Genomic DNA, 26,957 nt, shown 5'->3' on the forward strand with positions numbered 1-26,957 from the left:
GTTATGCAAACATCGAAATGGCAGCTGTTCCGTTTTTTTATTATTTTCTTCAGCTCCCAAACCACTATTTTTTTGATTCCGACTCTAATTGCTACTTCATCCTATCAAGGCTGGATTGGTTTAATAGTGGGATCTTTATTAGGGTTAATATTATTGTGGTTTACTTTTCACGTCGGTATGATGCGGCCTAATCAAGCGTGGGTTAGCTTTGGAAAAGATATCATAGGTAAATGGCCACACAAGTTCATGCTTCTTATGCTTTTATGCTGGTGTGTTTATTATGCATCCTTTGATATTGAGAACTTTGTGCTATTCTTTGGTTCTAATTATTTGAGGGGAACTCCACCTCTGTTTATTCAATGTGTGATTGGGCTAGTGATTATGTATACTGCAAGTTTAGGCTTTACAACGATTGCGTATATGGCGGATGGACTTTTTCTTATTTTTTTCATCACGATGATCATTTTATTTAATTTATTTCTCCCAAATGCGGATTTCAATATGCTGCCAGCCTTCATTCATTATCATGATCCCGGGATTGCCCTGAAGGACTCTATTGTAGTCATGTCATGGTTTGGGGAATGGATTGTCCTCTTGTTTGTTGTGCCCGATCTGAAGCTTGAAGCGAAGATGCTGAAAAGATTAGTTCTTACGGGGATATTTGTCTTAGTAACTGTCTTAATTGGTTGGTCACTGACGATGATGAGTTTTGGTCCACATTTGGGTCAGGAACTGCAATATCCTTTCCTTGAATTGGTGCGCAGCGCCAAACAAGATAATCTGCTAGGTAATTCGGATCCGCTCTTAATTGGAATATGGTCGTCTTCTATGTTCATTCACAGCTCTTTTCTTATCTATGTAGCCTCTAGATGTGTATCCGGCTTGTTTAATACAAAAGCTAGAAAAATGTACATTCCCTTTTTAACAATAGCTTCAATAACGATAGCTTTTTTATATTCACGACACATAGGCAGTTATTATAAACACTATAATAGTTATGCTATTGTTGTCATTTGGCTAATCGTTGAAAGCATACCGATCTATTATGCCATCACGGCTTTCTTTCGATATCGGTATAAAACTGCGAAGTAAATGAAAACAGGAGGGGAAATTTAGGTTCTGCCTTTTTAATAGGCAGGGTCTTTTCTTGTGAATTATATATTGGGTACACTTTCTGTTATGATTAAAGGACTTATTACAATAATTTCCTCAGATTGGATGGTGTATTTACATGAATCTTCAAGAAGTTACTGAACTCATCAAATCTATTAGAACCAATCTAGCTAAAGTCATTGTAGGTAAAGAAGATGGAGTAGACCTGCTATTAACCGCATTACTTGCCAATGGTCATGTTCTACTGGAGGATGTTCCGGGTACAGGTAAAACCTTGTTAGCCAAAGTCCTTGCAAAGTCTTTAGATTGTACATTTAAACGTATTCAATTTACACCAGACTTGCTGCCTTCTGATTTAAGCGGCATTAATTTTTATAATCAAAAGTCAGGTGAATTTCAGTTTAGACCAGGTCCAGTATTTGCGAATATTTTGTTGGCTGATGAAATTAACCGTGCAACACCAAGAACTCAATCCAGTCTGCTGGAATGTATGGAGGAGCGGCAAATCACGATCGATGGTGTGACTCATGGCCTAGAAGCACCTTTTCTCGTTATTGCTACTCAGAATCCGATTGATAACCAAGGCACTTTTCCGTTGCCTGAAGCTCAATTAGATAGATTTCTAATGCGGATTACTACGGGGTATCCTTCATTTGACGAAGGGATTCATATTTTGCAGCGTTTCCGCGAGAATAATCCACTTGAAGAGACTTTTGCTGTGGCTGCCGCTCAAGATATACAAGCTGCACAGCGTTTGGCTGCTTCCGTGAGTATAAGTGATGATTTGCTAGCCTATATCGTTCGGATTACGGAAGCTACTCGCAAATCTGCGGCAGTAAAACTAGGGGCGAGTCCACGTGCGAGTGGAGCATTGCTCAGATCATCTCAAGGATATGCTCTAATCCAAGGCAGATCTTTCGTTACACCAGATGATATTAAAGCCGTAGCTGTTCCGGTGCTTGCTCATCGTCTACTTCTTCATCGTGGATTGGGTTCAAAAGAGGGACAGGCCGCGGAAATTGTGTTACAAGTGCTTCGTGAGGTAGAGGTGCCGACAGAACTCGTTGCATCCTTAAGAGGCGGAAAGGTGGAATGAGCTATGGCTTTGCCTTGGTTCATTTTCATTACAATAGCTCTCCTGTTCCTTCTTGCCGTTATCTATGAACGGAATGGTCTGAAAGCGCTTAGTTATACTCGGTATTTTTCAACGAAGGTCGCTTATGAAGGGGATAACCTTGAGATGATCGAGGAGATCGTTAATGCGAAACTTCTGCCATTACCATGGCTTCGACTGGAATCTAGTATTGCAAGAGGCTTGGAATTTGGAAGTCAAGATAATCTCGGTATTAGCACGGGTGAAATCTACCAGAATCATATCAGCTTGTTCTTTCTTAAATCTTACCGTCATATTAAACGGCGTCATCAAGTAACTTGCGAACGGCGTGGGATATACCGTTTGGAGTCAGTCACCATGACCACTGGAGATCCCTTTGGATTGATCCGGAAAAATAAAACGTATCCTCTCCAATTAGAGTTATTAGTCTATCCTAATTTGCTGAATCTAGACGATCTTCCGCTACCGATACATAGCTGGCTGGGTGAACTTCCAGTGAAAAGATGGATCGTAGAAGATCCTTTCCTGACTGCAGGTATTCGCGAGTATAGCTCAGGAGATTCTATGGGACTTATAAACTGGAAGGCTACAGCGCGCACAGGGACTATGCAGGTACATAAGAAAGACTACACTGCGGATTCTAGACTCGTCATTTGCTTGAATATAGAGGACAGTGATTCCATGTGGAGAGCGGTAACGGATGTGGAACGTATCGAGCAAGGGATAAGATATGCAGCCACTATCGCCGAATACGCTATGCGCCATGGAATTGAGACGGGATTTATCTGTAACGGCAGATTGGATGACGGGGGCGAAAGAGATCCTGTTGAAGCAAAACCTATGGCTGAGCTGGAAGACTTGCTAGAGCTGTTAGCAAAGCTGGAGCTAGACAGAACGCTTCCTATGAGTCGATTGCTAGCCCTGCAGGCCGAGAGCGGAATAAGTGATACAGACTTTCTGATCATTAGCTGTCATAGAGGAGCAGAATTACAAGAGGCTGCTGACCTCCTATTGGTGTTGGGCAATGGTATAGAATGGCTGGATATTCCGGAACAGGGAGGAGAGAGCGCATGAAACTTCCGTTATCTGGTTACGTATGGAATACGGTCAAACTCTGGATATACTCTATCTTAGAACTATTATTAGTTTTACCTGTATGGATTCTGTTTCAGGTTTATGTACTGCCCAAGCAAGTTGAACCTATGTGGCTGACTGCCATACCACTAATATCATTAGTGGGTATTCTGTTACGAAAACAGTGTAGTGTTAGATGGAAGCAACTGCTGGCTGCTCTAATCCTTGGGACGGTGGTTGGGGCTTTGTCAGCAGGAAGTCTGTCTATCGAGAGTCTGCCTTTAGGTGTCGCAGGTTTTATATGCGCTTTTCTCGGAATGACTGCTGACTCTCGAGATCAGTCCAGTAAGAAGTATTGGATAGGTATTGTAATCTATTTTGTTGCGACCATTGCATTTGGTAGAATTCCCGATTTGGAGGGAAGTGTTACACTACTGACCTGGTGCGGTAGTTTGTGTCTATTGCTCACACTATTTATTTCTAATAGTAGCTATTTACAGTATAGTTCGCTTTCTCAAGAGGGCAAAGCTTTGCCAAAAGGATTACAAAGGAATAACCGTATTTATGTCATTGGAATAGGAATTGTTGCGGCCGTATTAGCGGCAGGAGTCGGAAAAGCTATAGGGACACTGCTAAGGAATATGGTACGCTCGTTCTTTGGATGGATTAGTAATTTATTCTCTGGGTCAAGTGAGCCGCTACCCCCGCCAGTAGAACAGCCTCAAGCGAGTCCTGAACTACCTTTTGTTGGAGATGAAGAGCCTGGTCTACTAGCTGCTATATTAGATGTTGCTTTATATTTTGCTGGAGCTGTGTTATTGGGAGTTGCAGCTTATTATGGACTTCGGTGGTTGTATAGAAATGCCGGTGGGAAATTAAAGAGAGCCATGGATGCCTTGCTATCCATGCTGCGCAGGGAACATACGCCAAAGGACAATACAACTTATCTTGATGAGGAAAAAAGTGTATTTACATGGGAGCAAACGCTTCAAGGTCTAAAGGATTTCTGGAGTACTCGCCTTACGCCAAGACATCGAAAAGACCGCTGGGAGCAGATGAATAGTGAAACGGAGCGTGTTCGCTGGTTATATCGGCGTTGGCTTCATTTGAAGCACGATCATGGTTATGAAGTTAAGAGTTATCTTACGCCGAAGGAAACAGAAGACGATATTATTAAATGGACTGCTCTTAACAAGGTTAAACATAAGGGCGAAGAACATACGGTTAATACGTCGAATTCATTGATTGAATTATATGAAAAAGTTAGATATGGAGAAGAAAATCCTTCTGCTAATGATGTGGCTGCATTGAAAGATGAATTGAAATTATAGAATAGAATATTCTTCAAATTCATGCAAATAGGAACAAATAGGTTACAAACGCTTCAAAAGTGTTACAACATGGATACAATTGGTTTTGTACTTACCACTATAATAATTCTAGCAAAATACTCGTGGAGGGAAGTAAATGAGAAAGCATAGCAGTACATATGTTGTTTTACTATTAAGTACCTTTGTCATCAGTCAACTGACTGGTCATACCGCTTCAGCGGCATCCGCTAATGCTGTTCGTACCAATCCAGCTGTAGCTGCGGCGACAGTAACACCCCCTAGTAATCTGGGTTCCATTTCATTAGGAGCAAATATCAAAGCTACATTAGAAGATGTCAATATTTGGTCACAACCCGGCGGAAATATTTTAACCTATACCCTGAATTATTCAAATGGGAGCAGTAAAAACGCAAACCTAATGTATTATTTTTCGAGAGTGACGACACCAGGGGGTTCTGTTATTCCGGGTAACCCACTGAGCGCTGACGCGACTAAGAAGAAGATTGGTGCTAAAGAAAGCTTGCGGGTTACATATTACGTCAACATAGGCAAGACCAATTCGTTAAAAGGGATTAAGATTCCCATGTATGTATGGGATTCCAAAACCAAAGGTTATTTAAAGCATGCAGGAAGTTTTACTGTGCCAGCTAATTATTCCCCAACTGCTGTAAATGGAAAAAATGTTAGCACCACAATGAATGACATTCCTGTCATCGCCAAAAGTGAGACCTTAGAGCTCTATAAATATAATGGGAAGGTTTATGCCAAGGTGGGTATAAGCCTGACCAATAAGGGCAGTAAGGTACTCAGTGATCCTGGTTATGCGGCTTATTTACTTTCTGCAGGTGGCAGTTCGTATGAATTAGCACTTGATCGTTCTCAGATTAGTTACAAGATTCAGCCGCAGGAGAAGAAGACTATCTATTATCTTACCGAGATTCCTCCTTATATGAAGACGGATAATATGAAGCTGCAATTTACGCAAAAAGATGAAGCACTGAAGCTTGAGATCGCTAAATCCTCGTACAAGCTACCGGCAGCTACAACACCTAATTTGGTGGTAGGTAAAGGTGTGACCAAGAAAATCACCATTAATAATAATCCGATAGAAACTCAGTTAAACAACGCAAACGTATACGCTGAGAATAATAAAGGGATTTGGACCTTCCAGCTTCGAGTGAAAAATGTTGGGAAGACGGCCGTTACGTTGCCAACGTATGAGCTTGCCGTCAAATCTTCAACAGGGACAACCTTTCCGATCAATGCGAAGGGATTGAGCGGCTTAACCATAAAACCTTTGGAAGAAAAAATCATTCCACTTACCGCACAAATTCCGCTTGAGGTTGAGCAGAGTTCGCTGCAATTGCAAATGATAGAGGCTGTTTCAGCTCCAGCTAATCCAGATACGAGCAGTACAGGCGAGGGAACAGGATCTGAAGGGAATAATGTAAGTACGGGCAATACAGCCAAGCTGACAGTACCTGTTGCTTACTACACAATTTCCTATACATTACGACCTGAGATTCAAAAAGGCGTGGAGTATAGTGCATCCAATGAATATGGTTCTTTCACTTATAACTTGCTGTCTTTACAGCGCTTTCCTTGGAAAGATGATGACATCGTTGTTGCTAGAATAAATATTAAGAATTCGCAATCGGTGGCATTAACACTTCCAGAATTAAAAGGATCTGTGCAAGTAGACAATGATGATGTGTCTTCCTCTACAGAACTGTTTATGGACAAGGAAACCTCGACGATTGCACCAGGAAAAAATGCGGAAATCTATGTATTTTCCAAAATCCCTTACACACAAGAGTTCGATAAATTAAAAGTGAATCTCTTTACAACGGTAAAAGAAGAGAAGAGCTCGTTCCTGTCGCTTAGCACGAACAGTACGATGAATGCTGTAGCGACTATTGAACGTGGGGGAAGTTATGCAATCACCGGTAAAGGCAAGAACGCTAGTGTCCAAGAGAACAAAACAATTATTTATGAAGGTCTCAATTCTAATATCGTATATACAGAGCTACTGCTTAGCAGTGAGGAAAAAAGACAAAGCAAAATGGCTCGCCTTCAGGGTTACTTTAAAACAGGAGATGGCCAGCTATTCGAAGCTACAGTGAATCAGCCAGATACTTCAGCTACACCTGGTGGTAAGCAATTAATAACGTACTGGGCAAAATTGCCTAAATCCGTTATTCCATCAGACGTAAGTATGTATCTAGGTCCAGGAATTACTGGGAATAAGCTGTCTGAACCTGGTCAGGAACCAACAGGATTCATTAACATTGCTTCATTGAGTCTAAATCCAGTTTCTACTCCACCGGAGAATAATTTGACGAAGGTTGCGCTATATCCGTACACGATGTCTGTTCTGAGTTCGGAAGGGCGATCGATGCAAGGTAGTACCACTATAGATATCGTAATGAATTACAACTTACTTCGTGACAGTAGCTATGACATGGGAACCTTCACTCATAAGCTGGTGCTCAAAATGACAGATCCATATGGTCTATCACAGGAACGAAGCTTGAACATCGGTACTGAACTTCTTGAAGGGAATTACAACTCCTATACTGCAACATTTACCAATAATATGTATAAAAACTTGTCAGGTGGCGCCTACAGAATCACACTGTATGATGAGTTCCAAGGAGAACGGATCGAGCTGGCCAGCCAGGCATATAGCATAAAGATTGATAGAACAGTAACCGAGAAGTAGGAATTCATATCTATTAATGTACGAGAAGGAGCAGCTCCAATGTTGCGAGTGGAAAATGTAACGCATTCTTTTAAGAATGGTAATGAAACGACGGCAGTCCTTCATCAAATAGATTTTTCTGTGAAAAAGGGGGAGATGGTTGCATTACTGGGGAGCTCGGGTTCCGGTAAGTCAACCATGCTCAACCTGATGGCAGGTCTGATGAAGCCTACGGAAGGCCACATTTACATTGCTGACCAAGATATTGTGAAGATGAGCGAAAACAAGCTATCTGAATTTCGTAGGAAGCATATCGGGTTTATCTTTCAAGCTTATGAACTGATTACTAGCTTGACTGTCCGTGAAAATGTTGAGTTGCCGCTTGTGTTCCAATCCGTTTCACCATCAATACGTAAGCAAAAAGCTCTGGCCTTGCTGGAAGGGGTCGGCATTCCGGATAAAGCCGACCTGTTCCCTTCACAGTTGTCTGGCGGACAGCAGCAGCGGGTCAGTATTGCACGTTCCTTGATCACAGAACCGTCCGTTATTTTCGCAGATGAACCGACCGGAAATCTGGACTCGAAGACAGAAGAGGAAATTATCAATATCCTGCTTAACCTGAACAAGAAGATGAAGACCACCTTCATCGTTGTAACACACGAGCTCAAAGTAGCAGAACAAATGCAACGGATTTTCACGCTTCAGGACGGATATATGATTACTGAGAAACAAACTTCTTCGGATACAGAACTCGAAGGGGGTAAACTCATTGAGGATTAGTGATATTTCACGTTTGGCTTGGGAGCAAGTCAAACGACGGAAAGTTGTCACAGGTCTTTGTATGGCAGGTATATCGATTGGCTGTGCTGCTATTATTGTTGCTTTAAGTATAGGAGATTCCGCGCAAAGCTATACGGAGCGGGAAATTAACCGGAATTTCAAAATGGATGAAATTACGGTGACTCCGAATAGCGGCATCCCTTCACAAGGGGGCGGAGAAGGAAAAGGAGCCTCTGCCTCTGATGCAAAGCTCGACCCCGGCAGGCTAACGGGCCAGAAGCTGAAAATTGTTCAAGGCCTGCGGCATGTTACCGCAGCAGCACCTTTTCAAGAGCTTGGCTACATACAAATGACTACTATCGATAATAAAATTACGGACGTACAGTTAATCGGAACGGATCTTCGACTACTAACGAAATATGACCATAAATTTAAGCAGGGTGGTCCTTCTGATTCGGTTGGCATGGCAGTACTAAACTATGGAGCAACTGTAGGATTGATTGATGTCGAGACTCGGCAGCGTCTTTTTGAACAACTGAGTACTGATCCTTACAATAATAAAATAATGGAACAGTACAACAGTTTAAGCATGCTTCCGTCGGATATGTTCAAACAACAGGTTCAATTACAATCATATGACCCTGCTTCTCAAACTGGACAGTCTCTAATCAGCTCACCCATTCAAATTGTTGGGATATTGGATAGTACTGGGAACCCTGATATGGCGATGTACGACAAGAAGATTTATGTTTCGCTAGAGACTGGTGAGCGTCTGGTGGAACAACTGAAACTAATGAATGGAACTGCTGGGCAAAAGGATGTTTACAACTCAGCCATTGTAAAAGTTGACAGTACGGACAACATCGTACAAGTGGAGAAGCTTATCCAGAAACTTACACTAAATACTAGTACGAATTTGTATCAAAAAGAGGCGATGGCTTCTACATTCAGTATGTTCAAGAAAGCAGCGCTTGGTATTGGTATATTTATTCTAATTATCGCTTCGATCTCGATCATCGTTGCGATGACCATGTCCACCCATCAGCGTCGTCGCCAGATCGGTATTATGAAGGTGCTAGGCGCCAATATGGGGCAAATCCGAAATATGTTCATTACAGAGGCGGCATTGCTCGGGATGCTTGGTGGGTTGCTCGGTATAGGCTTTTCATACTTGATTGTGTTTGGCATAAATAAGCTGATTGGTTCCACAGGAGGAATGGGGATGGGTGAGCCCTTAGTAATCACTATTCCTCTGATGACCCTTCCAATAGGGATCGCATTTGCGGTAATGACAGGCGTACTATCGGGAATTTATCCTGCGATAAGCGCGTCCAGAACGAATGCGCTCACGGCGATAAAACGGGATTAGCTATTTTTAAGTTGAAAGGAAGCAGAAGTGATGAAGAGGAGAATCAAGTGGATTGTATTGGTATTGATTATTATTGCAGCGGGTTATTTTGTATACAACAAGATGTATAAACCTGAGGCACAGCTAGAACCTGTTGAACCACCACAGGCGATAACTTTTGAAGTGACACAGGAAACCATCACCAACTCTGTTCAGGTCAAAGGGAATTCACATTATGAGCAGGAAACGCTTGTATATGCACCATATGCTTCAAAGGTAACCAAGTGGAAGGTTGAGAATGGTGGGCAAGTTAAGAAGGGGGATTTGCTGTTTACCCTCGATCAGGAAGCCTTAAAGAATGAAATTGCTACACAAGAGGCAACCATTCGAAAGGCACAGCTAGAAGCGGAATTAAATGAATTTGTTAGTCAGCAGGACCAGGAGAACGCAGCCCTTGGTGCAACAGAAGCCGAACGTATAAAAGCACTTACAGCCCAAGAATCAGCAAGAATAGGGGATGAGCTTAACCAAGTAAATGCTGAAATACAGGCTCGTGAATTAAAAGAAAAGAAGGCTAAGCTAAATACAGCCCTCTACCATGCTCCTGCAACAGGTGTTTTTCTATTTGACAGTGCGAGTGAAATTCCGCAAACGGTAACAGATAATCAATACATCGGCAAAATTGTAGATATGAACAAGCTTGAATTCATAGCTCTTGTAGGTGAACAAGATGTCTTCCGTATTAAGACGGGAATGAAGGTCGATGTTAAAATGACAGCTTTAAAAGATTTAAAGCTGTCTGGAGAAGTGACTAAGGTATCTAAATTTGCTAAGACTGCTTCGGGTCAAAATACTACTGCTACTTCGGTTCCACAATTTGAAGTGGTAATCTCACTGCAACCTAACGAGCGCTTAATTGGTGGACTAAGCTTGAGCGGAGAAATCGAGACGGTTCGCAAGGAAAATGCCATCGTTGTATCCAGCATCGCAGTAATGCATGAAGGAGATCTCTCCTACGTGATGGTGGATAAAGGCAATGGGGAATATGAACGAAGAGATATCAAAGTGGGCATGGAGACGGCAGACAAAACAGAGGCCGTCTCAGGGTTAAAGGTTGGAGATGTTGTTGTGCTTCAATAGATTGAAATAGACCTAAGCCTATTTCTCAATCGTGAGTCGCCAAGATTTAATATCTTTATTTAGCTCGGTAAGGTCAGGAACCGGAATTGGCTCGTCGGATAGATTATATTTAGCTTTCAATGCTAAAATCCGATAGACGCTCTCATCAATCCGTGATTCCTGTATCTTACCTTTTTTTACATGGTCCAGAAGCGATTCTAGTACCCGTTTCTCATTATCATAGCCGTGAGCGATAAGTAAGATATCACTGCCTGCATTTATAGTATCTACCGCTGCTGTGGTAAGGTCATAATTCTTCATGATAGCACCCATAGTCAGGTCATCTGTGATTACGAGTCCTTGATATTTCATGTCACCGCGAAGTAGCTCACCAATGATATTACTTGATAAAGATGCGGGTTTATCAGGATCAAGTTTCGGGAACAAAATATGAGCGACCATTACGGCATCGGTTCCTTCTTTTATTGCAGCTTGAAACGGGAGCCATTCTAATTTAGCGAGTTCTTCAGCAGTCTTATTCACAATCGGCAGCTCAAGGTGGGAGTCGACGGAAGTATCTCCGTGACCAGGGAAATGTTTGACGACAGGAACAACACCTTCGCTCTCAATTCCTTTCATTTCGGCAATCCCTAGCGTACTGACTAGTTCAGCGGAGCTACCGAAGGAACGATCTCCAATTACAGGATTATCTGGATTGCTATTGATATCAAGGACGGGAGCGAAGTTCATATTAAATCCTGCTGACAATACTTCTCTAGCGAGCAGCTTGCCCATCATTTCGGCAGCGTTAGCATCCTTACGGGTACCGACCTTTCCATTAGAGGGGAAGGAAGCATACTCCTTAGGCATTCGGCTGACTTTTCCGCCCTCCTGATCGATACTCATAAATAAAGGGGCAGGGTTGCCGCTGTTGCTCTCTTTCATGGAATTAACAAGGCTGACCATACTCTTCAGATCTTGAATATTGTTCTTATAAAGGATGATTCCACCGACTTTGTCTTCGGCAATCATCCTTTTTGCTTGATCATCCAGAACGGTTCCGTCGATGCCAACAAGGAGCATTTGTCCAATTTTCTCTTCAAGGCTCATACTTGAAACCTGAACAGCAATTGGATCACTCTCTGAGGAGGGAGCTGCTGTGGAACTCGTAACAGGTGAAGATGTGGATTCTGCAGTCGGCGGATTTGTAGCGGCAGCTTGGGAACTGTTACTGCTATTGGAACAGCTAGTTAACAGAAGCATAGATACCATAGCAGAAGCCATTAAAAAGCTAGCAGAGGATGTAGGTTTAAGGATGTTGCGTGTAAATCTGGTCATTAGAATAGTCGTCCCTTCGTTGCTTATTTAGATGTCAGAAGGATGAATCCTTGCTGACTTAGATACACGGTGATAAGATGAACTTAAATCTTTACATATTAAAATTGAATTATGAGGTGACGGTCAAATGAAAGATGGATTAGTAAACGCACTTAATGAACAGATGAATTTCGAGTTTTATTCCGCTCATGTTTATCTTGCTATGGCAGCCTATTGTTCCGGTGAAAGTCTCGATGGATTCGCAAACTTTTTCTTAATTCAAGCAGAAGAAGAACGATTCCATGCCATGAAAATCTATAAGTTCCTTAATGATCGCGATAATCGGGCGACACTTGAAGCTCTACCAGAGCCAAAGAACGAATACTCTTCGATGCTGGATGCTTTTGAACATGCATTCGCGCATGAGCAACAAAACACGAAACGCTTCTATCATTTAGCTGACTTGGCGCTGGATGAGCGTGAACATGCAACGATCTATTTCTTGAAATGGTTTATTGACGAGCAAGTAGAAGAGGAAGCGCTCTTTAGCAACATCATTAGTAAACTGAAACGAATTGATAAAGATAGCAACGCCTTCTACATGCTGGATGCTGAATTTGCTACACGTACTTTTACAGCTCCTGCTGAGTAAGTAAAGTTACTTAAGATCAGAAGCCTGAGAAATCAGGCTTTTTTTATTTAATTGATGAAGGCAGTTTAATAGCCAGCAGCTTATTATCCGTTCGGATGATCAGCATGCCTCCAGTTTTAAGAGAAGGGGCAAAGTTACGAGATCCTGTCTTCACGGTAAAAATAGGCTTCAACGTCAACATGTCATAAGCGTGAAATAGGCCATCTGATTGTCCGCTATAAACCACATTTCCAAAAAGATCCGTCTGAACTACAGGATTCTCACCATTATTGAGGACTACCGCCTGACCATTTCCAAGTTTGAGTGCGGATAACGTACCTGTATCATAATTGGAATATAACATTCTTTGCTGATGGACTTGGTTTAGAGGATAATCTTTCTCTTTTGCCATAGAAGTCCAGGTTTGAACTGGCTTACCTTCCGCTGAGTAATTCCAAAAATCATATTTCACAAGCTTTTTGCCCTGAAAAATATAGAAGTCATTTCCATCCAAGAATGCGGTCCCATTTACACCACCAAATGTGAATGCTCCATCTTTATTCTCGGTATCTGTCCATTTATATAAACGTTCTCCTTTAAGTTCACCCGTTTTAACGTTGAATACAGAAATTTTAACATTACGATTCACAGCGTCATCATCCATCATTAACGTATTGGTAATGGAGTAGAGGAGGCCGTCCTTTACTGCTAGTGGCCACCATTGACGGGTATGGTCCCATAGTTTTTTTCCTGTCAGGCTGTCATAAGCAGCAAGTGCGCCAGTTGTTAATGCTCCCTGTGAGAGATAACTTCGAATAACAACCCCATCCGTTTCCATAAGTTCCGATAAGCCTGTAAAGTTATTGCTCTCCTCCGCAGCCTTCCATTTGATCTTCCCGCTGACCGCATCGACAGCGGCCAGTTGACTATCTTGTGTTACATAGATGGTGGAGCCTAACCGTTGTATACTGGTGGCTTTAGGTAGTGATAATGAAGCTGACCACGCTTTTTTACCTGCTTCATTAACGGCATACAGAGAGCCACTCTTAGTCAAACCATAGATAAATCCATTACTGTACGTGAACAACGGGGCTAATGCACTTCCGAATTCCCACATTTTTTTACCTGTTGTAGCATTCAATGCGACTAGTTTTTCATTCCGCTGCAAGGCAAAGACTTTCCCATTCTCGGCAAGGGCTGTAACGTTCTGCCCAGTGATTCTATCTTCTTTTAAGATGGCAAGCGGTGATGACCATACAGGTACAAGAATAGGTGCTTTGACTTCATTGTAATAGGGATTGCTTGTACTTATAACTGCTTGTTCCGCGGAAATGTCGGATAACGATCCGTTGTAAGCTATTGGGGATGCAATGCATGTAACAGCTAAAACTTTAATCATTGTCTTGTGCAAAGACTGAATCATCGTTTCACGCTCCTCAAAAATAGTTATTACTATAATTAGACATTATAAATGGCAAAAAGTTACTACTTCTGTAGAACAAGCATAAACGCCTACGGCTTTTTTTAAGGACGGTAAGCGTTTAAGCGAGAAATATAATACTTAAAGTTGAACTAAGGCAAACTATGTTACGCTCCGCAAAACAGTTATGACCTAGCAACTCTATTTGACGGAGGGAACTATTACGCCTCTTAGCAACACTGTTTCTCTAGACCCACCCGAATCTCGGAGTGTAGTATAGAACAATACTATTCTTTGGGGGTTCTTTTTTTTGGAAAATTACAACGACATCAAACAAGGTGAAAAAGGAGCATGGCTAAGCATAGTTGCCTACATATTCCTGTCCGCCATCAAACTGTTTATTGGTACGGTCGCGGGATCTCAAGCGCTGCTTGCAGATGGCCTGAACAACAGTACTGATATTATCGCTTCTATCGCCATACTAATCGGTCTTAAGATCTCCAGGAGACCGCCGGATTCCAATCATAGCTACGGGCATTTCAGAGCAGAGACCGTGGCATCCTTAATTGCTTCATTTATTATGATCGTTGTAGGGCTTCAAGTGCTGTACCAGGGCGTGAACAAATTTATTCAACCCGAACTGGAAAGTCCAGATCTTATAGCAGCCTGGACGGCAGTTTTTTGTGCTGTGATAATGATGGGCGTATATATGTATAACATTAGACTGGCCCGCTCTATTAATAGTAACGCTATGCGAGCAGTAGCACTAGATAATCGATCAGATGCTTTAGTTAGCATAGGTGCTTTTGTCGGAATTGTGGCTTCTGGATTTGGAATTCCATGGCTTGATCCGCTTACAGCGATTATTGTCGGCCTGATTATCTGCAAGACGGCATGGGATATCTTTAGTAAAGCTACACATGATTTAACGGATGGTTTTGATGCGGAAGAGCTTGAACTCATGAAAGAAACCGTTGCTGAAATTGACGGTGTGCAATCCATTAAAGATATTAAAGCTCGCATCCACGGAAATAACGTACTAGTAGATACAACTGTATTAGTAGATTCCGAGCTTAGTGTGGTGCAGAGCCATGATATTACGGAAGAAATCGAAGAACAATTGAAAGATCGGCACCAAGTTTCAAATGTGCTTGTCCACATAGAACCTGTAATGAAGTAGAAACGGACAATGAATTGTGACTTTCCCTTGGATGGTTATGGGATTTTCCCTGTGATGTTGTTAATAGATCTTTTGTGCGGAAAGGTGGAGAATTAGTTGTATTTATCGATATGTTAATTTCAGGAAATGGAATGGTGATTTCGTGATTGAATGGAAGGATTCTTATGATATCGGTGTTGAGAAAATAGACTGTCAGCACAGACAGTTGCTGGCGAAATTGAATGAATTTTTTGATGCTTGCAGTAAGCAGCAGGGTAAAGAGAAGATCGAAGAAACGCTCAAATTCTTGAAGGAATATACCATCGAGCATTTTAGCAATGAAGAGCAATTGATGGAAGAGATCGATTTTCCTGAATTGGCGGAACATCGCAAGACGCACGCTAATTTTGTGAAAGCCGTTCTTGAATTAGAAGAAACGATTAAAACCAAGGGAGTCTCCGTTCTCTCGACGATTAAGCTTAACCGTACGTTAACCGATTGGCTTCTGAATCACATTAATAAATGCGATAAGCTAATTGGCGAATGTATGGCCACGCGGGATAGAGCAGTATAATTGAAGACCTCCAACGAAGATGCCGACGGGCATTTTCTTTTTTTTGACGGGGAATGTGATAAAGAATTATAGTACGTTATTTGATCCATTTTCCGAAGACAGCATCGTAATTTATACTGGGTTAACGGTTTGTGTTATGATTTGAGATAAGACGTATAGAGTTAGTATGGTAAAGGGGAGTGGAACGATGAAAACATTACGAATGTTAGCTTCAGGGTTTGCAATGCTGCTTATTCTGGGCCTTGTTAATTTTTACATTGGGTATCACGGTTGGCTGCTTGTCCATGAATGGTTCTCAGGTGCTTCCTCTGTTCTGTTCTGGACATTATTCCTGCTTGTTGCCTTTGCGTATGTCGTTGGAATGATACCGTGGCCTACAATAGTGAAGCCGTTAGCCAGATTCTTTAAGGTGATTGGGTCGTATTATCTAGCTTGCATGGAATTCGCTATTATCATGTTGCCATTAGCTGATCTGTTATATGTGCTGCTGGGCTGGATGGGTGTCGATCGAACGCACTACGTCTCAGAAGCGGGTGGTACATTGCTAATATTACTGGTTGTTTTTCTAGTCTGGGGTTCGATCAACGCTTGGAGTACAGTAGTTCGTACCCATCCTATTCCCATTGATAAATCTATCGGAACTAGTACGCCACTTACCATCGCGGTTGCATCCGATCTGCATTTAGGAAATATCGTCGGCAATCGGCATCTCAAAAAAATGGTTGCTCAAATGAATGCTATGAAGCCTGATGTGATTTTGCTGGCTGGGGATGTACTTGACGATAGTATTGAGCCTTTTATTCGCAATAGTATGAGTGAACAGCTAAAGCAGCTAAAAGCACGCCATGGGGTCTACGCGGTACTGGGCAATCACGAATATTACGGTGGTTCGATTAAGGAATATACCGATTTAATGAGTAGCATAGGCATTAAAGTCCTACAGGATGAGGTTGAAGAAGTGGCGGGAACGTATATTGTAGGTCGAAAAGATAAGACTGCCGAGACGATGGAAGCCGGAGGTAGATTAAGCGTAAACTCCTTATTGAATGGCCTCGATCTGACGCGTCCTGTGATCATGATGGATCATCAGCCTACCGGATTTGATGTCGCTGCCCAAGAAGGCGTAGATATTCTACTCTCAGGTCATACGCACCGTGGACAGATTGCTCCTAATCACTGGATCACCAAGCGGTTGTTCGAACTGGACTGGGGCTACCTCCGCAAGGATAAATTGCATGTCGTTGTTTCCTCTGGATATGGGACCTGGGGACCTCCAATCCGTTTAGCCAGCCGTTCGGAGATCATTAAGCTTGAAGTGGTGTTAGAAGGGACTAAACAATACAGTGAAGAAGCCGTGTCTACAAAGACGGTGTTAATCTAAAAGAAATCTTTAATGATATGAGGCTGCCCGAATTCGTAGTATTTTTCTGCGAGCTGAGGCAGCTTCTTTTTTTTGACAATTAGTAGTGCTTGTAGTATGGTTTAATATAGTTAAGTACTTAACTAAATTGGAGTTGAAAAATCTAAGATGGATCATTTACAACCGTTGGTATTGAATCAGCCGCTACATACTCAGGCATTTTTCACTTTAGTTGATACTACTGCAAGCTTAGTTTCTGTCTCTGATAAATATTGGCAGTCGAAAGGAATAAATGGCGCAAGAATTCGTATCCTAGTAGAAATATCTAAACAGGGCGGAACGATTTTACCTTCTACATTGGCTCACAATATTGGGGTTACCAAAGCTAATATTAGTCTGTTGCTGATACCCCTAGAGAAAGATGGTTGGATTACCCGCTCGAACCATACTCAGGATGGTAGAAAAAGCGTTATTACAATTACGGTTGAAGGACAACGATTACTTTTGGAGCATCTTCCCGGAAATCGTCAAGCGGTCGCTGAACGTATGCAGGGTCTAGATGAACGAGAGCTTCGGCAACTCATCGTTTTATTAGAAAAGCTTAGCAATGGCTAAATATAAATAATGTTGTGGTCTTGAAAACATGGAACAGAAAGGTTGGGGTGTAGTGTCAATTATGGTTACTGGGGCTACTGGTCAATTAGGAAGTTTGATTATAGACAATCTTCTTCAGTTTGTGCCGGCAGGTGAGATAATCGCATGTGTTCGTGATCGTGAGAAAGCAAATGATCTTTTGGAAAAAGGGGTTGAGATTCGCTTTGGCGATTATGATCAGCCTGATTCTCTAATTCAAGCTTTTACAGGTGTAGCAGAGCTATTATTCATCTCTAGTTCACATCCCGATGATAACGTCAGATTAACTCAACATTCTGAGGTTATTCATGCAGCATCAAAGGCAGGGGTGAAGCATTTGCTGTATACAAGCTTCGCATTTCCACCTAAAGGACAAATTCCAGCTAATCATGTTCACTTACTTACAGAGCAGATGATTCTTAAATCAGGTATTGACTATACGTTTCTACGCAACGCTTTATATATGGATTTTGTGGATGTACTAGGTCTGAAAGAGGCGATCCAAAGCGGTGAGTTAATCACCTATCCGGGAAACTGGCTATTTAATTCGGTGACACGAAGGGATCTCGCTTTAGCTACGGCGGTCGTGCTTACAACTACTGGTCATATTAATCAGATTTATGAATTAACCGCACCGCGCTCTTGGGACTTCAGCGAACTAACGGAGGTATTATCCGAGCTGACAGGAAAAAGAATCGTTCATCGGCAGGATTCAAGCATTCAGCACTGGATTTATTCATTCCTCGGGAAGATAGATACAGCTTCTACTTCAAAAGATATGGAGAGACTAATGGGACGGCCTGTTACCTCTTTGAAGGAAAGTATAATCACTTTCCTTCAGGTTTAAATAATGACTCTGACTAATTCAACTATATAGTGGTTCGATCTAAAGTAAGTAAATAATTATATTTACTGGCATGTTTTAATTCATCTAATATAATCCCATAAACAGTATCGCGGTATACTCCAACAGGCAGACCAAACCATATTTTGCGATACTTTTCGACTGCAGCCAGTTCACCTTGGAGTGCTTTTTCTAAACCTTCTTCATAGGAACTGATCCGTTGATATTGTTCACTACTAATTCCAGTGATATCTTGACCCGTAATTTCTTTGAACATCCCGCGGAACATGGAGTTGTGACCCCGTTCGTCATCTCGTATTGAGGTGATGATGGAGGCTTGCTCGGAATTTGGGGCCAGTTTGATAAGTTCATCATAGAAAAGCTCATCATTTCGTTCACCTTGCACAGCTTCTTTGATTAAATTTAATGCTTGAGGAAGAGAGGTTGCCCAGATAGGTTTGAAATCAGATCTATTCTGAGATAAAGGTGTCCAATACATAGTTCTTACTGCCTCCTGATTCGTTCGTTATTATTAGAGTAGTATATGTACGAATGCCCAAAATGGTCTCTTTCGGTTCTTTAGTTGTTCTAACCCTTTAAAGTTGATACTATGGGTTCATCCGTTATTCAGGGAGTGTAAACGATGAAAAAGATTTTAGTAGCAGATGACGATAGTAATATTCGTACATTATTAAAGCATGTATTGACCAGAGAAGGTTACCAAGTAATGGAGGCAAGCGATGGCCGGGACGCGATACATAAACTGAAAGAAAGCATTGCGGACTTAGCCGTTGTGGATGTGATGATGCCGCATGTGGATGGGTTGGAGCTATGCCAGCATATAAGAGAAACGTATGATATACCGATCATTTTGTTAACAGCCCGGCAACAGCTAAGTGATAAAGAACAAGGCTATTTGCGGGGGACAGATGATTATGTAACGAAACCTTTTGAGCCGGAAGAATTGTTGTTTCGGATCAAAGCTTTATTTCGGCGTTATTCCATCGCTTCGGATGATCGGATTCGTTTAAATTCACTAGTTATTGATCGTAAAAATTATGAGATCACTGATGGTGATGAAGTACTACTGTTACCGGTAAAGGAATTTGAACTGCTCGCGCAACTGGCACAATATCCAGGAAGACTGTATTCACGCAGTGAGCTGATTGAACTAGTATGGGGAATGGATTATGAAGGTGATGAACGCACGGTGGATGTACATATCAAGCGATTACGTCAACGGTTTTTGGATTATCAGAATGACTTTGTGATTCGGACGGTACGGGGAATTGGATATAAATTGGAGATGGTGAGCTCGTGAAGTCTTTGTATGTGAGAATGTGCATTCTCTTTTGCTCGGCCATTGTGGTGAGCAGCCTTCTCGGCTTCTTGGTATCTAATATTTATTATCAAGCTCAGATTAAATCGCAGAACGATGCGAAGCTTACGGGGATGGCCATTGATATCCAGCAGTTTGCAGAATCTCACCCGGAATCTATGGAGGATTACCTGCGAAGTGTAGCTGTACTGGGATATAAGATCTATTTAACCAATGTAGAGGGCCAATCCCGATTTTACGGCAAGCCATTTCGGAAAGAGGACTTAGATCCGCAACAATTAGAGAAGGTCCTGAATGGACAAGTGTATCACGGTGTTGCTGAGTTTCCTGACAGCGCATTTATTACAGGTTTTTTTGACAATCAATTACGCAATACGATAGGCGTACCTATTGAAGTCAATAATGAGACTTTTGCGTTATTCATGCGGCCGGATGCAGAGGTTCAGTTCGGTGAACTGCGCGTGTTTTTTGCTGTCATCATCGGTTTTACCGTGTTATTCAGTCTAGGATTCGTCATGATCAGCGTACTGCATGTGGTCAGACCCATTACACGTTTGACAACGGCAACAAAACGGATTTCAAAAGGTAGATATGATATTAAATTAAATACTTGGCGCCGGGATGAGATTGGCCAGTTAGCCTCACACTTTATGATTATGAGTCGTGAGCTGGAACGGACCAATCGTGCGCGTCAAGAGTTTGTTGCGAATGTGTCTCATGAAATCGAATCGCCATTAACTTCTATTCAAGGATTTGCCCAAACCCTTAAAGATCCTACATTACCAGAGGATGAACGGATAGAGTACCTCAATATTATTGATCAAGAAAGCCATCGTCTATCGATGCTTAGTAAACAGCTGCTAACGTTATCTTCCCTCGATTATGATCCGAATTCCTTGCAGAAGAAACCTATAGATTTGCGTGCACAGCTTCGGCAGGTTGTACAAATCATGGAGTGGAGATTAACAGAGAAGCAATTAGCGGTTCGTTTAAGTCTTGCGGACATTAGCGTACATGGCGATTCCAATCTATTGTATCAGGTGTGGATGAACCTCATTACTAATGCTATCAAATATACACCTGCTGAGGGATCCATTATGATTTCCGCAAAGCTTGACGAAGGGAACTGTGTAGTAACCTTTTTGGATTCTGGGGAAGGTATTCCTGCTGAGGAATTACCACTCATCTTTGACCGTTTTTATAAAGTCGACCGGGCACGTACACGAGAAACGCATAGTAGCGGTCTTGGACTGGCGATTACGCAAAAAATTGTAGAGACACATAACGGAACTATAGATGTATCCAGTACAGTTGGCAAAGGCACGACCTTTACTGTAACTCTTCCGCTTTTGTAACTCGTTATTCATACTCCGTTCATTTTCATCTTCTAAACTGTGACTATACAGATTAGAAGGAGTGGTAATATGTTTCTAGCCTTAAGAGAAATGCGACATTCTAAAGCCAGATACCTGTTAATAATGGTAATCATGTTATTGGTTTCCTTTCTTGTACTTTTCGTAACGGGGCTGGCCAGAGGATTAGCGTATGCTAATATCTCAGCAATAGAGAATATGCCGGCAAACTATTACGTGGTGCAGAAGGATGCGGATCAGACGTTTAGACGTTCTCAGTTAACGGATACGGAGCTTAATAGTGTTCGAGCAGTAGTAGGAGATAATAATGCCTCTTCACTCGCTCTACAGATGAGTACAGTGACTACGAACGATACGGATACTAAAGCAGACGTAACTTTTTTCGCAGTGGATATGAACGGTTTACTGGCTCCAAAAGTGATTGAAGGTGACAAGATTACGAATGATACGCAGGGAAGTGTCATCGTTGATCGTGACTTGGAACAGTCGGGCATTAAGATTGGTAGCACGATCCAAGATCAGGCAACTGGGAAGGAATTTAAAGTTACAGGATATGTTGAGAATAGCTCATACAGCCATACCCCAGTAGTCTATATTAACAATAAAGATTGGCAGGAAATGAGACAAGGTGTTAATCAAGGTAGTGAGGCTACATCTGGAGCGCCTTTTAATGTAATTGCGCTTAATGCAAACGCAGGGCAAGTGGATAAGATCTCTGCTAGTACGAAAAATGTGGAAGTTATTACGCAAAAAGAAGCGATCTCTAATATTCCGGGTTATTCATCAGAACAAGGTTCACTGCTTATGATGATTGCCTTCCTGTTCGTAATCGCTGGTTTTGTTCTAGCTGTATTCTTCTATGTCATTACAATTCAGAAAACAAGCCAGTTTGGCATTCTGAAAGCCATGGGTACAAAAATGTCTTACTTGGCTTGGAGCGTTGTAGGGCAGGTCATGATATTGGCTATTGCAAGTCTAAGCATTAGCTTGCTGCTAACCTTTGGAATGAATCAGGTACTACCAGACACTATGCCGTTCCAACTGGAACCTTCTACGATTCTATTAACCAGCGGCTTGTTCGTGGGGATGTCTCTTTTAGGATCACTTATTTCTGTCGCTAAAGTGGCAAAAGTAGATGCATTAGAAGCAATTGGGAGGGCTGGAGCATGAGTGCTAAATTATTGATGAAGCAAGTAACCAAGACTTACGGAGACGGCGATACAACGGTATCTGTTCTGAACAATTTGAATCTTATAGTCAATGAAGGGGAATTCGTTGCTGTCCTTGGACCATCTGGAACAGGGAAGAGTACATTCCTATCAGCAGCGGGGGCGCTTCTTACGCCAACCAGTGGTGAAATTTTTATAGACGGAGAATCTCTTACAGATAAAAGTAAAAGTGAGCTGACTGAGCTACGATTAGAGAAGATAGGCTTTATGTTCCAAAGCGCACAGCTATTGCCCTACTTGAAGGTAGAAGAGCAGCTTCTCTTTGTAGCTAAACAGGGGAAGATGAGTTCTAAAGAAGCTAAGGAACGGGCAGCTGATTTGATGAAGCGTCTGGATATCTGGAAACGTCGAAACCATTACCCTGAGCAACTATCAGGTGGGGAGAAGCAACGTGTAGCTATCGCAAGAGCTTGGATGAATAAACCTGCAATCTTGTTTGCAGATGAACCAACAGCAAGCTTAGATTTCAAACGAGGTAGAGAAGTTGTGCAAATGATTGCTGACGAAGTAAAGAATGAGGGTAAAGCTGCCGTAATGGTCACTCATGATGAACGGATGCTCGAATGGTGTGATCGAGTGCTGCATCTGGAAGATGGTCATTTGGTTGAACATGAGTTAAGCAAAATTTAGTAAAAAAACGATTCATGCTATTTATGGCATGAATCGTTTTTTTGTGTGTGAACAATAGTTTGTTCTTATTTGTCAGCTATGGTGACTTGGCCTGAGCCATATGTGTCAAACCAGCCTTTAATCGTGTTGAAATCACTGCTGAATGACAGTGCCAGCTCTAATAGAATTCGGGCATGGGCTGCGTTCAGATTATCTCCGGCAATTATGCCGTCACTTGAAGCATAGTTGGAACCGGAACCCGTACGCGTGGTAGACACGAAGATAACTCCGTTTTCCTTAATAGCTTTCGTACGGGCTTCTCCCATAGCTTTAGATACGCCGCCAGCCCCTGTTCCTGAAGTTACAATACCTTTTGCTCCATCTTGAACAAAACCTGTAATTGCCCCAGAACCGGCATCTTGATAAGCATAAGCAATTTCTACCTTAGGCATATCACTGCTCTTAATCTTCGTTAGGTCGAACGGAGTTGCCCATTTGTCAGCGGTCAATAGTGCTCTGGAATTCGCCCGATAAATTCTGATATTATTCTCATCGATATATCCGAGGATTCCTATTTGTGGAGATTCAAAAGTGTCTGTACGATAGGCATTCGTCTTGGTAACCTCTCTAGCCGTATGAATCTCGTCATTTAGCATGAGCACAGTACCGTAATACTTCGTCTTTCCGCTAGCTGCTAGTTTAATAGCGTTAAATAGATTGGCCTGAGCGTCACTTCCGATAACTGTCCATGGACGCATAGAGCCAGTTACTACGACAGGTTTGGAGCTACGCACTGTAAGATCAAGGAAATATGCAATTTCCTCCATCGTATCGGTACCTGTAGTAACAACGATGCCATCTTGGGTTTCTAGTGCTTTATCTACTTTTAAGGAGAGATCATATAGTTGTTGCATGGTGTACGAGCCAGAGCCTGCATTCCCAAATTGATAGCTAGTTACATCGGCGAACTTTTTAAGGTTAGGCAGTGCTTTAACCATATCTTCCATTAACAAAGTCCCGGCTTTATAGTTCTGGAAGCTGGTCTCATCCACAGATTTACCGGCAATAGTACCACCGGTTGCTATGACTTGGACCTTTGGAAGCTTAACCGTTCCTTCAATCGTTTGGGTAACCTCAGCGGCGTAAGTGGTAGAAACGGGAAGCATTGTTGTAGCAGAGAAGAGTAGAGTGAAAGAGAGTCCTGCGGCAACAGTAGTTTTGGCGAGCATTGATTGTAATCCATTCATAGATGTAACCTCCCATTTGATTATGTATTCTCACGTTTATGTTATTTTATATTACATAAACGTGATTCATGATTGGATTATATCTATGAATATATTATAATGACAAGTTTGCTAACATATTAATAAAACGCTTAAATACACTATTAATAAAGGATATCTATTGATTTCTAGTGTATACTATGAATTTTATTATATTATTATTAAAGTGAAATATAATATTAATGTTATATTTTATTACATGATAATAGAGATGAATAAATAACAAAATGCCGGACAATCTTTAGGAGATTGACCGGCATAGTTATTGGATTTACCTGACTACTTATCTTTTCTAGAGACAAGTAGTTTTTGAATAAAGACATGGGTAGCCATGGAGGAGGAGCTTTCTTTATGGCGAATGATGGAGAATTGTCTTTCAAGATGATGATGTCGGATGGGAAGCTCACAGATTTCACCACTTGCTAATTCTTTGCGCACAATCCATCTGGAGAGCATCGCGATTCCCAAACCGGAGGCAACGGCTTCCTTAACTCCTTGACTACTGTTGAAGACATAGGATCTTTTGACAGAAATCTCTTCTTCTTGAATGAAATGATCACTGAAAGCACGCGTTCCAGAGCCAAGCTCTCGCAGAACCCAAACCTGATTTTGTAGCATCCCTTGCTCCACAGAGACTATTGTTGACAAAGGGTGGTTGGCCGGGGAGACCATAATCATCTCGTCCTTCATGTAAGGTGTAACGATCAGATCATTCTCATGGGCTTCTCCTTCGATAAACCCAATATCCATTTCATTGGCTCTTACCCCAGCAATAATTTCTTCAGTATTACCGATCGTCACCTGAAGCTTGACTTGTGGGTATTGATTTGCAAATTCCGCAAGTCTTGAAGGTAATATATACTCTCCAATCGTAAAGCTCGCACCAATATGTATACTGCCAGTAACCTCATCCTGTAGCATTTGTATTTCCTGATGAGCTTCTTCGAAGTGGGCCAATATTTGTTTGGCGTGATTATAAAGTATTGTACCTGCTTCGGTTAATTTTACTTGTTTCGGAGATCGGTGTAGAAGCTTTGCGCCTAGTTCATTCTCAAGATTCCGGATATGTAGACTGACACCGGGTTGAGATAGATTCAGTAATTCTCCTGCTTTAGAGAAATGACTTTGCTCAGCAACTGTAACGAAAACCCGTAATGTATCCACAATCATAGAATTCCCTCACTAAAAGTCTCGAATGTATTTAAAGTTCCTTATCAAGCACGAACTGAGCTTTCTTCTGCGAAAATCCAATACGTGTATAGAAACATACCGCATCTTCTCTAGTTTGGTTGGTGCGCACTCTTAATTTGTTCACTCCAATTTGTGCTGCCCAGCGTTCACAGGTTTCAACAAGTTGTCTGCCGATCCCTTCTCCGCGATACTGCCCATCGACCACCAGACCACAAATTTCAACAAAGGGCGGAGATTCAATTAACATTCGCACATTGGCGTGAATCCATCCGATTAATTGGCTATCCGACTCTGCTACATAAATAGCATGATCTTTACGATTTCTGATATCTTGAAGTCTATCTGCTAGCTGTTCGATATTTAAAGGATATCCGAGCTCACTGGATAGTTTTGCAATATCTTGCGTGTCGCTAAATGTAGCTGTCCTAATATGTATGATCATCCGCCACCTTAAAAAAATGTTGTTTCATGCTGTTTTTTATTATAGTTCATCTCATTCAGAGGAACATCTCTATGTGAATTACTTCGTACTATTTCGATAAGTGGATGGGGATAGACCCATCGTCTTTTTGAAATATTTAGAGAAATGAGCCAATTCCATGCCGACTTGTTCCGCAATATCTGAAATGCTGTAATCTGTGTAAGAAAGCTGTCTTTTAGCGTGCTCCATACGTTTCAATTGAACATAGGCCATTGGAGTCACCCCCATGAATCTTTTGAAATAAGGTATAAAATAGTTCGGGTGCAGGTGGACAAGCTCTGCTAGTTCATCAATCTCTATGGGCTTATTTAGACAATTATCGATGTAATGGAGCACATGAGCCAGCTTACCATGGTCTCCGGTGTGTATGAATTGCATCATAAAATCTGTATGACTACTGTCGCTCGATTCAAGACAAGTGGCAATGAGATTAAGCAAACAAGCCTGTGTGCGAAGGATAGATAAGACATCGTCTTTTTGAAATTGTTCGATCATCTCCACGAAAATTGCCCTTATTGAATCTGGATTAGGCGAATCACAGATGTATAATTTTTTCTCCGCATGGAATAAGGGCCATTCTCCAATGTCAGCATCAAAGTGGCAGTAATAACGGATATAGGGATCATCAATAGAAGTTTCGGTAGTTTGTGTGCTCCCCGCAGGCATGATCATTAGCTGACCTGGCTTCGGATAGTAGGTGATCCCGTTTATAATTACTTTCCCCTCACCCCCATCAATAAAATATAGCCGATTAAAAGCGGGGGTTTCCAGCGTGCGGTTCCATCCGGGATATCTATTACTAAGTTGGGCATGGGTCACAGTAACCTTGAGATTCTGCAGGAGACGTCCTGATAAGTTCCCTGAATTGTTCATCATTTAACTCCTTTAAAGCTTTTGTATCCTCATTATAACGGTTTCATTTAACTAAAAC

At 41.9% G+C, this 26,957-nt stretch carries 26 protein-coding genes; 19 read left to right on the forward strand and 7 right to left on the reverse strand.

Annotated elements, in window-relative coordinates; all coding sequences use genetic code 11:
• The first annotated feature begins 3 nt into the window (after positions 1 to 3).
• The 8 genes from H70737_RS13180 to H70737_RS13215 all read left to right on the forward strand — a co-directional run bounded on the left by H70737_RS13180 (position 4) and on the right by H70737_RS13215 (position 10,601).
• Positions 4 to 1,092, forward strand: coding sequence for a GerAB/ArcD/ProY family transporter (locus H70737_RS13180; RefSeq protein ID WP_042187862.1), 1,089 nt, complete (start codon positions 4 to 6; stop codon positions 1,090 to 1,092).
• Between the two features lie 139 nt (positions 1,093 to 1,231).
• Positions 1,232 to 2,209: an AAA family ATPase gene (locus H70737_RS13185; protein ID WP_042187864.1), complete on the forward strand. Its 978-nt coding sequence runs from the start codon at positions 1,232 to 1,234 to the stop codon at positions 2,207 to 2,209.
• A gap of 3 nt (positions 2,210 to 2,212) precedes the next feature.
• The gene (locus H70737_RS13190; protein ID WP_042187866.1) at positions 2,213 to 3,301 is read left to right on the forward strand and encodes a DUF58 domain-containing protein; all 1,089 of its coding nucleotides are present in this window, start codon (positions 2,213 to 2,215) and stop codon (positions 3,299 to 3,301) included.
• Complete coding sequence (locus H70737_RS13195) at positions 3,298 to 4,632, forward strand: hypothetical protein (protein WP_042187868.1); 1,335 nt, start codon at positions 3,298 to 3,300, stop codon at positions 4,630 to 4,632. The genes H70737_RS13190 and H70737_RS13195 overlap by 4 nt, the downstream gene beginning before the upstream one ends.
• 136 nt (positions 4,633 to 4,768) lie before the next feature.
• Positions 4,769 to 7,354 carry a hypothetical protein gene (locus tag H70737_RS13200; protein ID WP_052404274.1) on the forward strand — a complete coding sequence of 862 codons (2,586 nt, stop codon included), beginning with the start codon at positions 4,769 to 4,771 and terminating at the stop codon, positions 7,352 to 7,354.
• A 39-nt stretch (positions 7,355 to 7,393) separates the two neighbouring features.
• Positions 7,394 to 8,113 carry an ABC transporter ATP-binding protein gene (locus H70737_RS13205; protein WP_042187870.1) on the forward strand — a complete coding sequence of 240 codons (720 nt, stop codon included), beginning with the start codon at positions 7,394 to 7,396 and terminating at the stop codon, positions 8,111 to 8,113.
• Positions 8,103 to 9,482 (forward strand): ABC transporter permease, encoded by a 1,380-nt coding sequence (locus H70737_RS13210; protein ID WP_042187872.1) that lies wholly within the window; start codon positions 8,103 to 8,105, stop codon positions 9,480 to 9,482. The genes H70737_RS13205 and H70737_RS13210 overlap by 11 nt, the downstream gene beginning before the upstream one ends.
• Before the next feature lie 30 nt (positions 9,483 to 9,512).
• Entirely contained in the window at positions 9,513 to 10,601 is a 1,089-nt protein-coding gene (locus H70737_RS13215) for an efflux RND transporter periplasmic adaptor subunit (protein WP_042187874.1), read from the forward strand.
• Between the two features lie 18 nt (positions 10,602 to 10,619).
• Here the strand turns inward: H70737_RS13215 and nagZ are convergent, their stop codons facing one another.
• On the reverse strand, positions 10,620 to 11,690 hold the full coding sequence (gene nagZ / locus H70737_RS13220) for a beta-N-acetylhexosaminidase (RefSeq protein WP_231573441.1): 1,071 nt from the start codon (positions 11,688 to 11,690) through the stop codon (positions 10,620 to 10,622).
• A 49-nt stretch (positions 11,691 to 11,739) separates the two neighbouring features.
• Here nagZ and H70737_RS31210 point away from each other — a divergent pair, with 49 nt between their 5' ends.
• On the forward strand, positions 11,740 to 11,949 hold the full coding sequence (locus H70737_RS31210) for a hypothetical protein (RefSeq protein WP_231573442.1): 210 nt from the start codon (positions 11,740 to 11,742) through the stop codon (positions 11,947 to 11,949).
• A gap of 96 nt (positions 11,950 to 12,045) precedes the next feature.
• A complete protein-coding gene (locus H70737_RS13225) occupies positions 12,046 to 12,549 on the forward strand; it encodes a ferritin (protein ID WP_042187878.1) in 504 nt (167 codons plus the stop codon).
• A 43-nt stretch (positions 12,550 to 12,592) separates the two neighbouring features.
• On the opposite strand, the gene H70737_RS13230 is transcribed toward H70737_RS13225, so the two are convergent.
• Positions 12,593 to 13,951, reverse strand: a complete 1,359-nt coding sequence (locus H70737_RS13230; RefSeq protein ID WP_042187880.1) for an outer membrane protein assembly factor BamB family protein — start codon at positions 13,949 to 13,951, stop codon at positions 12,593 to 12,595.
• A gap of 307 nt (positions 13,952 to 14,258) precedes the next feature.
• On the opposite strand from H70737_RS13230, the gene H70737_RS13235 reads away from it, so the two are divergent.
• From H70737_RS13235 to H70737_RS13255, 5 genes are all read left to right on the forward strand, one after another.
• Complete coding sequence (locus tag H70737_RS13235; protein ID WP_042187882.1) at positions 14,259 to 15,128, forward strand: cation diffusion facilitator family transporter; 870 nt, start codon at positions 14,259 to 14,261, stop codon at positions 15,126 to 15,128.
• 142 nt (positions 15,129 to 15,270) lie between these two features.
• Positions 15,271 to 15,681 (forward strand): bacteriohemerythrin, encoded by a 411-nt coding sequence (locus H70737_RS13240; RefSeq protein WP_081382799.1) that lies wholly within the window; start codon positions 15,271 to 15,273, stop codon positions 15,679 to 15,681.
• Positions 15,682 to 15,868: 187 nt separating this feature from the next.
• Positions 15,869 to 17,062 carry a metallophosphoesterase gene (locus tag H70737_RS13245; RefSeq protein ID WP_042187883.1) on the forward strand — a complete coding sequence of 398 codons (1,194 nt, stop codon included), beginning with the start codon at positions 15,869 to 15,871 and terminating at the stop codon, positions 17,060 to 17,062.
• 147 nt (positions 17,063 to 17,209) lie between these two features.
• Positions 17,210 to 17,656, forward strand: coding sequence for a MarR family winged helix-turn-helix transcriptional regulator (locus H70737_RS13250; protein ID WP_042187884.1), 447 nt, complete (start codon positions 17,210 to 17,212; stop codon positions 17,654 to 17,656).
• 28 nt (positions 17,657 to 17,684) lie between these two features.
• Positions 17,685 to 18,521, forward strand: a complete 837-nt coding sequence (locus H70737_RS13255; protein WP_331281436.1) for an SDR family oxidoreductase — start codon at positions 17,685 to 17,687, stop codon at positions 18,519 to 18,521.
• A 22-nt stretch (positions 18,522 to 18,543) separates the two neighbouring features.
• Here the strand turns inward: H70737_RS13255 and H70737_RS13260 are convergent, their stop codons facing one another.
• Positions 18,544 to 19,017 (reverse strand): ferritin family protein, encoded by a 474-nt coding sequence (locus H70737_RS13260; protein WP_042187885.1) that lies wholly within the window; start codon positions 19,015 to 19,017, stop codon positions 18,544 to 18,546.
• 144 nt (positions 19,018 to 19,161) lie between these two features.
• Between H70737_RS13260 and H70737_RS13265 the strand changes: the two genes are divergently transcribed.
• From H70737_RS13265 to H70737_RS13280, 4 genes are all read left to right on the forward strand, one after another.
• Entirely contained in the window at positions 19,162 to 19,839 is a 678-nt protein-coding gene (locus H70737_RS13265) for a response regulator transcription factor (RefSeq protein WP_042187886.1), read from the forward strand.
• Complete coding sequence (locus H70737_RS13270) at positions 19,836 to 21,212, forward strand: sensor histidine kinase (RefSeq protein ID WP_042187888.1); 1,377 nt, start codon at positions 19,836 to 19,838, stop codon at positions 21,210 to 21,212. Before H70737_RS13265 ends, H70737_RS13270 begins: the two co-directional genes overlap by 4 nt.
• Positions 21,213 to 21,281: 69 nt before the next feature.
• Complete coding sequence (locus tag H70737_RS13275; protein ID WP_042187890.1) at positions 21,282 to 22,400, forward strand: ABC transporter permease; 1,119 nt, start codon at positions 21,282 to 21,284, stop codon at positions 22,398 to 22,400.
• Positions 22,397 to 23,089 carry an ABC transporter ATP-binding protein gene (locus tag H70737_RS13280; RefSeq protein ID WP_042187892.1) on the forward strand — a complete coding sequence of 231 codons (693 nt, stop codon included), beginning with the start codon at positions 22,397 to 22,399 and terminating at the stop codon, positions 23,087 to 23,089. The genes H70737_RS13275 and H70737_RS13280 overlap by 4 nt, the downstream gene beginning before the upstream one ends.
• 65 nt (positions 23,090 to 23,154) lie before the next feature.
• Here the strand turns inward: H70737_RS13280 and H70737_RS13285 are convergent, their stop codons facing one another.
• The 4 genes from H70737_RS13285 to H70737_RS13300 form a co-directional block, all read right to left on the reverse strand.
• Complete coding sequence (locus tag H70737_RS13285; protein WP_042187894.1) at positions 23,155 to 24,315, reverse strand: asparaginase; 1,161 nt, start codon at positions 24,313 to 24,315, stop codon at positions 23,155 to 23,157.
• A gap of 318 nt (positions 24,316 to 24,633) precedes the next feature.
• Positions 24,634 to 25,524 carry a LysR family transcriptional regulator gene (locus tag H70737_RS13290; RefSeq protein ID WP_042187896.1) on the reverse strand — a complete coding sequence of 297 codons (891 nt, stop codon included), beginning with the start codon at positions 25,522 to 25,524 and terminating at the stop codon, positions 24,634 to 24,636.
• Positions 25,525 to 25,555: 31 nt separating this feature from the next.
• Entirely contained in the window at positions 25,556 to 25,987 is a 432-nt protein-coding gene (locus H70737_RS13295) for a GNAT family N-acetyltransferase (RefSeq protein ID WP_042187898.1), read from the reverse strand.
• 78 nt (positions 25,988 to 26,065) lie between these two features.
• Entirely contained in the window at positions 26,066 to 26,902 is an 837-nt protein-coding gene (locus tag H70737_RS13300) for a helix-turn-helix domain-containing protein (protein WP_331281437.1), read from the reverse strand.
• Positions 26,903 to 26,957 lie beyond the last annotated feature (55 nt).

It is taken from the genome of Paenibacillus sp. FSL H7-0737, assembly GCF_000758545.1.
GTDB lineage: Bacteria > Bacillota > Bacilli > Paenibacillales > Paenibacillaceae > Paenibacillus_AQ.